This window comes from Clostridium sp. AF21-20LB (assembly GCF_003478795.1).
In the GTDB taxonomy this organism is placed as follows: Bacteria; Bacillota; Clostridia; order Lachnospirales; family Lachnospiraceae; genus Otoolea; species Otoolea fessa.
Genome location: NZ_QUGD01000037.1, coordinates 1 through 12,615, shown reverse-complemented (window position 1 = coordinate 12,615; position 12,615 = coordinate 1). Strand labels below are relative to the sequence as shown.

General features: G+C 48.6%; 9 protein-coding genes and 1 pseudogene. 2 read left to right on the top strand and 8 right to left on the bottom strand.

Annotation, left to right across the window (positions count from 1 at the left end; all coding sequences use genetic code 11):
- Positions 1-673: 673 nt before the first annotated feature.
- The gene (locus DWX76_RS13060; RefSeq protein ID WP_118570833.1) at positions 674-1,144 is read right to left on the bottom strand and encodes an LURP-one-related/scramblase family protein; all 471 of its coding nucleotides are present in this window, start codon (positions 1,142-1,144) and stop codon (positions 674-676) included.
- Positions 1,141-1,740: a methyltransferase domain-containing protein gene (locus DWX76_RS13055; RefSeq protein ID WP_107000571.1), complete on the bottom strand. Its 600-nt coding sequence runs from the start codon at positions 1,738-1,740 to the stop codon at positions 1,141-1,143. The genes DWX76_RS13060 and DWX76_RS13055 overlap by 4 nt, the downstream gene beginning before the upstream one ends.
- 327 nt (positions 1,741-2,067) lie before the next feature.
- Here DWX76_RS13055 and DWX76_RS13050 point away from each other — a divergent pair, with 327 nt between their 5' ends.
- Positions 2,068-2,820, top strand: coding sequence for a YwaF family protein (locus DWX76_RS13050; protein WP_118570832.1), 753 nt, complete (start codon positions 2,068-2,070; stop codon positions 2,818-2,820).
- A gap of 297 nt (positions 2,821-3,117) precedes the next feature.
- Here DWX76_RS13050 and carB read toward each other — a convergent pair.
- Positions 3,118-6,328 (bottom strand): annotated as a pseudogene (carB, locus tag DWX76_RS13045) (carbamoyl-phosphate synthase large subunit).
- Between the two features lie 410 nt (positions 6,329-6,738).
- Between carB and DWX76_RS13040 the strand changes: the two are divergent.
- Positions 6,739-7,164 carry a DUF3842 family protein gene (locus DWX76_RS13040; RefSeq protein WP_118524504.1) on the top strand — a complete coding sequence of 142 codons (426 nt, stop codon included), beginning with the start codon at positions 6,739-6,741 and terminating at the stop codon, positions 7,162-7,164.
- Between the two features lie 21 nt (positions 7,165-7,185).
- On the opposite strand, the gene DWX76_RS13035 is transcribed toward DWX76_RS13040, so the two are convergent.
- The 5 genes from DWX76_RS13035 to infB all read right to left on the bottom strand — a co-directional run.
- On the bottom strand, positions 7,186-8,112 hold the full coding sequence (locus tag DWX76_RS13035; RefSeq protein WP_118570831.1) for a bifunctional riboflavin kinase/FAD synthetase: 927 nt from the start codon (positions 8,110-8,112) through the stop codon (positions 7,186-7,188).
- A 1-nt stretch (position 8,113) separates the two neighbouring features.
- Entirely contained in the window at positions 8,114-9,091 is a 978-nt protein-coding gene (gene truB / locus DWX76_RS13030; RefSeq protein WP_107000986.1) for a tRNA pseudouridine(55) synthase TruB, read from the bottom strand.
- 82 nt (positions 9,092-9,173) lie between these two features.
- Positions 9,174-10,145, bottom strand: coding sequence for a DHH family phosphoesterase (locus DWX76_RS13025; RefSeq protein ID WP_118570830.1), 972 nt, complete (start codon positions 10,143-10,145; stop codon positions 9,174-9,176).
- On the bottom strand, positions 10,138-10,530 hold the full coding sequence (gene rbfA, locus DWX76_RS13020; RefSeq protein WP_022360140.1) for a 30S ribosome-binding factor RbfA: 393 nt from the start codon (positions 10,528-10,530) through the stop codon (positions 10,138-10,140). The genes DWX76_RS13025 and rbfA overlap by 8 nt, the downstream gene beginning before the upstream one ends.
- 16 nt (positions 10,531-10,546) lie before the next feature.
- Positions 10,547-12,615, bottom strand: a 2,069-nt coding sequence (gene infB, locus DWX76_RS13015; RefSeq protein WP_412694074.1) for a translation initiation factor IF-2, incomplete at its 5' end; no start/stop codon positions are given.

Below are 12,615 nucleotides of genomic sequence, written 5' to 3'. Positions count from 1 at the left end.
AATTACCAAAACGCGTTTCACATAATTTGTTTCTTCAGAAAACTAAATGTCATTTTTTAAGATACACGTCCATATATGCTGAACTCTTTTTGCAATGCAATTGATAATTCATAAAATCAATTATATCTAATAAAAATGCAATTACAAACCAAAGATGACAGTAACTGTCAACCTGTAACGAATCAACAATTTCAAGAATGTTTTTACTAACCTTCTATATGGTTCCACACATACCCATGCAGTAGAACTTTCAACATTTCCTTATCTCGCTCTTCCCAGGCGGCTTGTACATTCTCCATATCGAACATGGGCATTCTTCGTAAATCTGATATGCTGAAATCTCCCAAGAGCAGGCGTGGCAAAGGCAACTGAAAGAAACGATAGCAACAAAAAACAGGTCCGGACGCACGGAGAGTAATCAGTGTATCTGAACCTAGCTTTTCTATGGTCTTTCCGATGAATAGCTTGGCTGGCTTTTCATTGAAATTTCTTATGCTTTTTTTCGTTGACATTTAATACTGTTCAATGTATCATATAATCAAGAAATGGGTTTGTTACCGTACAGCTATTGCTTAAGCGGGGTGCTCGTTTCTTTTTTGTGTTCACCATATCGTCCTGTCATTATTCAAGAATGCCTCGGTGCTCTTGTAGCAAAAAGCAGACGCACCCTTTCTTACGTCCTCGAACATTTTTCCGCATCGATCGCCAGCACAAACATTAATGCATCCAGTGCATATTCCGGCTCATTTACCTGAATCACATACGTGTCCGTCATATGGAACAGCTCTTTGCTGACACCGGCAACCGAATATCCCCTTTGATCGAGGATATTATAATCCCATTCCATAATCGAACCGTCGATATGCCAGCCATTGTAATCAATATTGTAATGCGGCATCAGGAAAGAGAATTCTTTACTCAAGCATCCGATATAGGTGCCTTTTTTATATATCTCAAATTTTGGCAGAAATGTCAGTACACGCTGAACAACCATTCCAATTTCATTGCCGTCTGCATCATATATCACCAACTTATGGCCCCAGGACAACTGGCCTTTTACCACATATACTGTATTGCCAAACTCATCATAAATATCATAACTGTCAAACCACGAAAATAACCGCTGTTTAAATAAAAGCTTCATAAAATCACCTCAAATATCATAATCCGTTCTCTTTTGTCCTCGCCCGGAAACAAATCCGATGTGTCGATCTCATCATAAAACATTAGCTGTTCCTCCGTCATCAGACAACTGATATATTCCTCCGATGGATAATAAAAAAACAGCAGTATCTCTCTCTGATTTTCGTAATAGGACTCATATATCCTGGCAAGAACAGAATGCAATATCTCTAACGAAAATGGATTAAAAAAATAACACCGGTTCACTTCTGGAGGAAGCTCATAGTTCTCCGCACTGCTTAAGATAAAGGAAGTACGGTTTCCGGACACTGCCGTCTCCTTATTTTCTGTTGCCCCCTGATAAATACGTTCATCGTATTCGATTCCGATTGTTTTACACCTTGTCTGATAGGACAAATAAAAACAGACTCTTCCCTTGCCGGTCCCATAGTCCAATAAGGTATTATTCTTACGGATTAATCCGCTGTTCGCCAACCGTTCCAGGACCACGTATGCCGTCGGTTCGTATGGGTATCGGTATTGATCCGCATGCGAATCGTCTCTGCCGCTTGTTCGGATTTTCAGGAATCTATCCCATTGAGTTTCATTTTGGTTCATGGTATATCTCCCGTATCATTTACTCGATTCTTATATCTACAGAATATAGGAAATTGGCGGCGCTTGTCAACTTGCAGCTTTGGAAAGAAAAAAATTGCAAATATGTAAATCTCCCATCGTCTTATTATGGGCAGATCTTGTTGTTAATTCTTGGCAAATCTAATATTTCGTACTATAACTATTCTGTACCGTTTTCTCTGTACTGGGCATCTGCTTCCGTAAAGAGAATGTGCCTTGTCACATTCTCTCGCCGGGCGCGGTCGCTTACAGCATGATTCACAAGATACTGAACCATTCCTTAGGTTTTATTACGAAAGAAGGCTTTTTATGATTTCCCGTCTACTTACCTTAACTGCCTGGTCCATGACGCCGCCCGCAGTCTGGTCTCCCTTTCATTTAGTATTTATGCTGATCGGCATCCCACTCGCCGCCTTTGCCGCCTGGAAGCTGCGGACGCGCTCCGAAGCGTTCCGTCTGCATCTGCTCTTTGCCTGCGGTGTTTTTCTGGCATTTTCCGAGGTCTACAAACAGCTTTTTCTCTATTACATAGAAAACAACCGGCACTACGACTGGTGGTATTTTCCATTCCAGCTCTGTAGCCTGCCGATGTACCTCTGCCTGCTGCTGCCCTTTGTTCCGCATAAATATCAACGTATTTTTTGCACTTTTATGTATAATTACAACCTGCTCGGTGCCGTCATGGTGTTCGTCGATCCGTCCGGTCTGATGCACCCGTACTGGACGCTGACCTTGCATGGATTTATCTGGCATATCCTTCTGATCTTCATCGGGCTGCTCATCGCCTTTTCCCGCATGGTGCTGCCAACCGCCAAAGGATTCTGGCAGTCTACAGCTGTATTTGCGGTCGGATGCGTCATCGCAACTATCATCAATGTTACCTCGCATCCGTATGGAAACGCGGATATGTTTTATATCACGCCGTACTACGCGACCACACAGATTGTGTACTCCCAGATCGCTGCTAAATTTGGAATTTTTGCCGGAAACACGGTGTATGTGCTTTCAATCATTTTGGGCGCATGGCTGCTGCATCTCGTATTTCAAGTCGAACGTCCGTGAGACTTGGCGCGTGATTCTGGTCAGCAAAGCTGACATATTCGTTGCTGCTCACTCATTCCGTGCACATCAACGGGATTTTACCGATGCTTCGCATTTCAAATCGGCAAAATCTGCTATCGATACGATATCATACGGAATTTTCAGTTCAGAAAATTCCTATCTGCAATTAAAAGAGCGCCACCCCCGCATTCACAGCCGGGCAGACGCTCTTTTCTATAACAGCTCAATTAATTCACTGTCACGGTAAAATCCACTGAAACGACTCTGTAACAATGGATTTTACCCTTTTATTTTTATTTACTGAATCTCGCTATGGAACTCCTGCAGGGACTTAACCTCCAGATGTCCGTTCTTCTTGATACTTCTCAGCGCCTGTACAGTAGCCTTTGCTGCTGCCATGTTGGTGAAGTACGGAATCTTCGCCTTTACAGCTGCCTTACGGATGTAGCTGTCATCGCCTCTGCCCTTCTTATCGTTCGGGGTATTGATAATGATTGCCACTTCTCCGTTGGTAATCTTATCTAAAATGTTCGGACGGCCTTCGTTGATCTTGCATACCTTCTCAGCCGGAAGTCCTGCTGCTACCATCACATCACAGGTTCTGCCTGTACCCATCAGGGTAAAGCCACACTCGTAGAAGCCTCTTGCAACCTCGATAAGCTCTATCTTATCCTTGTCATTGACACTCAGGAGGACAGTTCCGGAGGAAGGAAGACGGGTCTGGGTTGCTTCCTGTGCCTTGTAGATAGCCTCACCAACGCTGGTGGACATACCAAGAACCTCACCGGTGGAACGCATCTCCGGTCCAAGTACCGGGTCAACCTCCGGGAACATCTTGAACGGGAATACCGGCATCTTAACACCGTAGTGCGGAATCTTCTTCTCTTTCAGTGCCGGAACCGGTGACGGACGACCTGTTAAGTAGGAAGTCATGATATCCGTTGCCAGTTTTACCATCTTGATGTTGCATACTTTAGATACCAGCGGCACGGTACGGGATGCTCTCGGGTTTGCCTCCAGCACGTATACTTCGCCGTCCTCGATTGCATACTGCATGTTCATCAGACCTACTACGTGCATCTCTTTTGCGATACGGCTTGTGTAATCGCGGATTGTCTCTACCTGATCCTTGGTCAGATTTCTGGACGGAAGGATACAAGCGGAGTCTCCGGAGTGGATACCTGCCAGCTCGATATGCTCCATAACAGCCGGAACAAATACGTTCTCGCCATCGCTGATCGCATCTGCCTCACACTCGGTTGCATGATGCAGGAAACGGTCAATCAGAATCGGACGATCCGGAGTTACACCGACAGCTGCTCTCATATAGAAGGTCATCGCTTCATCGTCATGAACAACCTCCATGCCGCGGCCGCCAAGTACATAGGACGGACGAACCATAACCGGGTAACCGATCTTATTCGCAATCTCTAATGCGTCATCAACGGTAACTGCCATGCCTGACTCCGGCATCGGAATCTGCAGTTTATCCATCATCGCACGGAACAGGTCACGATCCTCTGCCATGTCAATGGTTTCCGGAGTTGTACCCAGAATGTTGACACCATATTTCTTCAGGTCTGCTGCCAGGTTCAGCGGTGTCTGGCCACCAAACTGTGCGATAACTCCCAGCGGTTTCTCCTTGTGATAGATGCTTAATACATCTTCCAGAGTCAGCGGCTCGAAATACAGTTTATCGGAGGTATCATAGTCTGTAGATACGGTCTCTGGGTTGCAGTTAACGATAATTGTCTCAAATCCAAGCTCTTTCAGGGCGATAGCTGCATGTACGCAGCAGTAGTCGAACTCAATACCCTGACCGATACGGTTCGGACCGCCGCCCAGAATCATGATCTTCTTGTTGTCGCTGCACGGACTCTGATCCTTGATATGGTAGCTTGAGAAGTAGTATGCAGAATCCGGTGTGGCACTTACGTGTACGCCCTCCCAGCCTTCTACGATACCTTCTTTGGTTCTTGCATCGCGGATCTCTTCCTCTGTAACGCCTAACAGCTCGCTTAAATATTTATCTGCAAAACCGTCCAGCTTCGCCTGGCGGAGAACCTCAACCGGCGGAACCTCGCCTTATACTGCATCAGGCTTTCTTCCTCTTCTACCAGTTCCTTCATCTGCTGGATGAAGTAATGTTTAATCTTGGTTAATTCGAACAGCTCGTCTACGGTAGCGCCCTTACGAAGTGCCTCGTACATAATAAACTGACGTTCGCTGCTCGGAACATGCAGCATCGCAAGCAGTTCTTTTTTTGTCTTCTTATCGAAGTCTTTCGCATGACCAAGACCGTAGCGGCCTCTCTCCAGGCTTCGGATTGCCTTCTGGAATGCCTCTTTGTAGGTCTTTCCGATACTCATAACCTCGCCGACTGCCTTCATCTGGGTTCCCAGCTTGTCCTCTGCGCCTTTGAACTTCTCAAATGCCCAGCGTGCAAACTTGATAACGATATAGTCGCCGGACGGAACATACTGATCCAGAGTACCGCTCTTGCCGCATGGAATCTCATCCAGAGTCATACCGGTTGCCAGCATCGCTGATACCAGTGCAATCGGGAAACCAGTTGCCTTGGATGCCAGGGCGGACGAACGGGAGGTTCTCGGGTTGATCTCGATAACAATATCACGGTCTGTCTTCGGATCGTGTGCCCACTGTACGTTGGTACCGCCGATTACCTGGATTGCTTCTACGATCTTGTAGGATTTCTCCTGCAGACGTTTCTGTACTTCTTCCGAAATGGTTAACATCGGAGCAGAACAGAAGGAATCTCCGGTGTGTACGCCCAGCGGATCAATATTTTCAATAAAGCAGACAGTGATCATGTTGTTCTTCGCATCGCGGACAACTTCCAGCTCAAGCTCTTCCCATCCAAGGATAGACTCCTCTACCAGAACCTGACCAACCATGCTGGCCTGCAGGCCTCTTGCACACACGGTCTTCAGTTCTTCTACGTTATATACAAGACCGCCGCCTTCGCCGCCCATGGTGTAAGCCGGACGAAGAACAACCGGATAACCCAGTTTATCTGCGATTGCCAGTGCATCCTCAACGCTGTAGGCAACCTCACTTCTAGCCATCTCGATGCCCAGCTTTCCATTGTATGCTTAAACTCGATACGGTCCTCACCACGCTCGATAGCATCAACCTGAACGCCGATTACTTTAACATCATATTTATCCAGAACACCTGCTGCTGCCAATTCGGAGCAGAGGTTCAGTCCGGACTGTCCACCCAGGTTCGGGAGCAGCGCATCCGGGCGCTCTTTTTCAATGATCTGAGTCAGACGGTCTACGTTCAGCGGCTCAATATAAGTCACATCTGCTGTCTCCGGATCCGTCATAATCGTAGCCGGATTGGAATTGACCAGCACAATCTCATAGCCGAGTTTTCTCAGTGCCTTGCACGCCTGTGTTCCCGAATAATCGAACTCACACGCCTGTCCGATAATGATTGGACCGGAACCGATAATCAATACTTTGTGAATGTCATTTCTCCTCATGTTTTCTCCCTCTCATTGTCTGCTGTTTTTTGGCTTTAAAAAAGCGGCCTCCCGGATCAACTAAAAATCAAGCACCTCCGCGGTGCCTTCACGCGCGTCTGTCTGATCTTCCGTCACCCTGACAGCCTCCGCCAATCGCAGCTCTGCCAGACCCCAGTTAGCCATTATCAGCATTATAATAGAAAGCGCTTTATTTGTAAACAAAAAATTTTACAAAAATCGATCTTTTTTGCTTTTCTTTTTTCAAAATGTATGATATTATAGTAAAGATATACTGGGGTGTTTATTTTGTCCAAAAGGCAGATTTAGACCCTCTTATTTTCGTTCCTGCGCGAGAATGTGCCAAGGCACATTCTTTTTTATTATCTTGTCCTACGAAAATCCTACGAAAAGGAAAGGGGGTATCCATTATGAAAAAAGTTGTCATCATCGACGGTCAGGGCGGACGCATGGGGCGCGCTCTCGTAGAAGAAATCCATAAACTCTGTCCCGGACAGCCGCTTCTCGCGCTCGGTGCCAACACCACTGCCACTGCCGCGATGATGAAAGCCGGAGCTGCCATGGGCGCCACCGGAGAAAACCCCGTTCTCGTCGCCTGCCGCGATGCCGACCTAATCATCGGACCAATCGGCATCGTCATTGCAGACTCCCTCTTAGGAGAAATCACCCCCGCCATGGCAGCCGCCATCGGACAAAGCCGCGCCCAGAAAATCCTGATTCCTGTCAGTGGAAGCTCCTATTGCCGCCATATTTTAGTAGGAACACAGAATTTACCAATGAATGAATATATCCATTTGGCGGCAGAGGAAGCAGCTGCCTACCTGAATCATATTTAAAAAATGCACGAAGCTGAACTCTCATCGTTCCGCTCCGTGCATTTTTCTCCCGGTCTCTTTATCCTTCAAAACCTGCATCTTCAACTCATCCACCCCGGAAAATTTCATCTCCGGCCGCATAAAATCTAAAAAATGAACCTCTATCTTTTTCCCATACAGGTTTTCATCCAGATCATAGATATATGTCTCCGCCCCCGCCGGTCGTTCTCCGGCAATCGTCGGTTTTTTTCCAATATTCGTGATACTTCCATAAGAAGCACCATCAATCACCGTCCGGGAGAGATATACCCCGAACGCCGGAAGATGTTTCTGGATTCCCGGCAGGATATTCGCCGTCGGAAACCCTAGGGTGGAGCCTAAATGCTCCCCGTGTACCACCTGTCCGCTGATCCGGTACTCGTATCCCAACAGTTCATTCGCCTTGCGGATATTTCCCTTCGCCAGCTCTTCCCGGATATAGGTGCTGCTGATCTCGCGTTCGCCATCCATCGCCTTTTCAACGATCGATACCTCATATCCATATTTCGGTGCCAGTTTCCGAAGCAGTTCAGCATCGCCCTTCCGCTGGTAGCCAAAATGGCAGTCCGGACCGGACACGATCGCCTTTGCGCCCATCTTGCCGACCAGAATCTCGGCAACAAACTGTTCCGGGTCCATATGTGCGACTTCCTGGTTGAACGGATATTCCACCAGATACTCCACCCCCGCCTCGCGCAGGTTCTCCTCGCGCTCCTCGTTGGTCGTGATCATCGTCTGCAGCTTTCCCCGGATCAAGGTTCCCGGTGCCGTCTCAAAGGTAAACACCGCTGGTTTATATTCTTTTTCCCGATACCGCATCACTTCCCGCAGCAGCTTCTGATGTCCTCTGTGAAGACCGTCAAACTTACCGATCGTGACCGCAGTCGGCTCTTTTATCTGAAATTCTCTGGTTCCGGCAAAATACTGCATCTTACTCTCCTCCCAGAAAGATCTTACGTGGTTTCCATTGTTTCTTCTCCGGCTGATAGGCATAGAGACCGATAAACTGGTTTGCGCTGTCATAGACGCGGATGATTCCAGAATCTGGAAGTACCATCTCTGAGTTTCCATCCGCAGAAACCTGGTGTTCAGCCAAACTGCTTCCGATCTGCACTAAGCAGCCGTCTCTCGGTCCCAGCCCCTTCGGGAATGGATTTCCATTCTGCAGCAGCTTATCCAGAACTTCGCTCTCCGACACATACGCCGGGCAGTCCTCAAACATTCCATCCACCGGCACGATCCTATCCTCGATCTGACCGGCTTTCGCCAGCGCTTCCACCTCGGACAGGCGCAGGCTGTCCCCGATCACAAATCGATCGACGCGGGTGCGGATCAGTTTTTCCATACAGCCGCCGCATCCCAGCTTTTCACCGATGTCATGGCACAGGGTACGGATGTAGGTTCCCTTGGAACAGGTCACGGTCATCGTCACACGCGGCAGTTCCATCGCATCTATCTGAAGATCATAGATTTCCACCGGACGTGCTGCCCGCTCTACCTCTTTTCCGGCTCTCGCCAGCTCGTAGAGCTTCTTTCCGTTGACCTTAAGCGCCGAATACATCGGCGGTACCTGCATATACGGACCAACAAAGCTCTCCGCCGCCCCGCGGACTGCCGGTTCTGTCAGCTGTTCCGTCGGTTTCTCCGAAAGAATCGTTCCTGTCGTATCCTGCGTATCGGTTTCGGTTCCCAGCAAAAGAACTGCCTGATACGTCTTTCTCTTATCCGTCAAAAGGTCGCACAGCTTCGTGCCCTTCCCCAGACATACAGGGAGTACGCCCTCCGCTGCCGGATCGAGCGTACCCGTATGACCGATCTTTTTCTGTCTCAAAATGCCCCGGAGCTTCGCCACCACATCGTGGGACGTAAACCCCGGTTCTTTATAAATGTTTATCACACCGTGAAACATAAAATCTCCTAAAAAATCAGAACTATTACCGTCCATGCGCTGTGCACCTGAAAGCAGGCAGCGCAATCAGCAACAGAACCTCCTATTCCTCCCTACGGGCATCCATCTGTTTCTCAATATGTCCCGTCAGGTTGTTGATCACATCCCTCGGATGTCCCTGCATCGTGCAGCCCGCCGCGTGGATGTGTCCGCCGCCGCCGAAATACGCCGCCACCTTGCTCACATCGACATAGTCGTTGGAACGAAGGCTGACCTTGTACTCGTTGAACGCCTTTTCATAGATGAAAATGGCACATTCCACTCCTTCGGTAATCCGGAGCTGATCGATAATGCCATCCAGATCGTTCGTATCGACACCGTAAAACTCCATTTCTTTCTGGGAAACCACACTGAAAATACATCTTCCATCCAGAATCCGTGTACTGCCAAGCAGCGCTTTTCCGAGAATCTGGTTCTGTGCGTAGGTCTTGCGGTAAAAGCTGTCGTCGATGATCTTCGCCGCGTTCACGCCTTTTTCCATCAGCGCGCCCGCGATTTCCATCGTTTTCCGGGTCGTTGAATTGTACTTAAATACACCTGTGTCATGCACAATTCCGGTATAGAGACACTCTGCCGCCTCCCTGCTGATCTTTGCCTCATCAAGAAGCGTGTATAACACTTCGCTGCAGGAGCTTGCGTCCGGAATGATGTAATTTTGTTCTGCAAATCCTGTATTGGTTCTGTGATGATCGATACAGAGTGTCTTGGCGGCGCTGTCAAAATAGACCGCGTAGGCGCCCAGACGCTCTTTGTCGCTGGCATCCAGCGTAATGCACAGATCAAACTGTTTTTCCGGCACAATCTCGGTATGAATTTTCTCAAAATCATTCATATAAGAAAATTTAGCAGCCGGATGGTCGAGAAACAGTTCTGCCTCTATCTGCGGATAATTCTCCCGCAGATAGTTAAGCAGTCCCAGAGTCGTTCCGATACAGTCCCCGTCCGGATGGATGTGACCAAGCAGTACGATGTGCTCCGCCCCTTCCAGTGACGCCTCTAAGATATTTTTACTCATTTTCTTCCTCATCTCCCGATTCTGAGTCTCTGAGGTTTTCAGTTACTTCATCGATCAGGCGGGTCATGTGTACACCGTACTCAATCGACTGATCGAGAATAAATGTAATTTCCGGCGTATTCCGTAAATTAATGCGTTTTGCAAGCTGGGTGCGGACAAATCCGACAGCACTTTTCAGTCCCTGAATCGTATCCTTCGCCGCTTCCTCGTTGCCTAACACGCTGATATACGCCTTGCAGTACTTGAGATCCGGAGTTACCTCCACGGAGACAACCGTTGTCATCGGATGAATCCGCGGATCTTTCAGCTCACGGCTGATGATGGAACTCAGCTCTCTCTGTACTTCACTGTTAATTCTTGTATTTTTAATGCTATTTTTACGCATGAATCCCTCTGCCTTTCTAGCGCGGAACCTCTACCATCGCATATGCTTCGATCATATCGTCTTCCTGCAGATCGTTGAACTTCTCAAATACAAGACCACACTCGTATCCGGAAGCAACTTCCTTCACGTCGTCCTTGAAACGCTTTAAGGATGCCAGCGGACCATCGAAGATCTGCTCGCCGTCACGGGTAATACGTGCCTTGCAGCCTCTCTGGAATTTACCATCCAGGACGTAGGAACCAGCGATAGTACCAACGCCGGAAGCCTTGAAGGTCTGACGTACAACGGCGTGACCGATTACCTGCTCCTCGTAAATCGGGTCAAGCATACCCTTCATCGCTGCCTCGACATCCTCGATTGCCTGATAGATGACGCGGTAGAGACGAACGTCTACTTTCTCACGCTCTGCGATGGACTTCGCGGTTGCGTCCGGGCGCACATTGAAACCAATAATGATCGCGTTGGATGCGGCTGCCAGACTGACGTCGGACTCGTTGATCGCACCAACACCGCCGTGGATGACCTTGACTACGACTTCCTCGTTGGACAGCTTCATCAGGCTCTGTTTTACTGCCTCGACAGAACCCTGTACATCTGCCTTGACGATCAGTGGAAGTTCCTTTACATTTCCTGCCTTGATCTGGGAGAACAGATCGTCCAGGGAAAGCTTCATCTTTGTATCTTCAATTAACTTATTCTTGCTCTCAGAGATAAAGGTTTCTGCAAAGCTTCTCGCCTCTTTCTCATTCTCCGGCTGTACAAATACCTCTCCGGCGTTCGGTACATCATTAAGACCCAGAATCTCGACCGGAGTGGACGGACCAGCCTCTTTGACGCGGCGTCCCTTATCGTCCATCATCGCACGGACACGGCCGTAGCAGGCGCCTGCCGCGATCGGATCGCCGACATGCAGGGTACCTTTCTGTACCAGGACGGTCGCAACCGGACCTTTACCCTTATCCAGCTCTGCCTCGATGACAAGACCTCTCGCATTACGGTTCGGGTTTGCCTTTAACTCTTTTACCTCTGCGGTCAGAAGGATCATCTCAAGCAGTTCCTTGATACCTTCCTTGGTATGTGCAGATACCGGAACGAAGATGGTGCTGCCGCCCCAGTCCTCCGGAACCAGTTCGTACTCGATAAGCTCCTGTTTTACCTTCTCGATATTGGCACTCGGCTTATCGATCTTATTGATCGCTACAATGATCTCAACACCTGCTGCCTTCGCATGGTTGATCGCCTCGATGGTCTGCGGCATAACACCGTCATCTGCTGCAACAACGAGGATTGCAATATCAGTGGATTTTGCACCACGCATACGCATTGCGGTAAATGCCTCATGTCCCGGCGTATCGAGGAATGTGATCTTCTGTCCGTTGATCTCTACCATGTACGCACCGATGTGCTGGGTGATACCGCCTGCCTCTTTTGCAGTTACATTGGTCTGGCGGATTGCATCCAGAAGGGAGGTTTTACCATGATCGACATGACCCATAACGCATACAACCGGCGGACGGGTTACCATGTCCTTCTCATCCTCTTCTTCCTCTTTCAGAAGTTCCTCGATGACGTCAACCTTGACCTCTTTCTCACAGAGTACGTCAAACTCCATCGCGATCTCTTCTGCCTGCTCGTAATCTACTTCCTGATTGATGGTGACAACCTTGCCCTGTAAAAAGAGCTTCTTTACAATCACAGACGGCTGAAGTTTCATCTTGTCTGCGAGCTCCTTGATGGTGATTACCTCCGGGATCGTGATTGTCTTGATCTCCTCAACCTTTGCCTCCTTCTTCTGCGGCGGCTGAACAGCGCTCTTTACGTTCTTTCCGCCTCTTCCCTTGGAGTGCATCTCTTCCTCATGGTCGATCTTGCTATATTTATCGTTCTTGTAATTATTCTTATTCTGCTTGTTGTTCTGCGGTTTCTGTACAACCGGGCTGTCGAAGGATGGCTTCGGAATATTTAAACCGCCGCGTCCATCGCGTCCGCCTCTCTGACCATCACGGCCGCCCTGATAGCCGCCGCTTCTCTGGCCGTCACGGTTTCCTGATAGCCGCCGCTTCTCTGTCCATCGCGGTTTCCTGA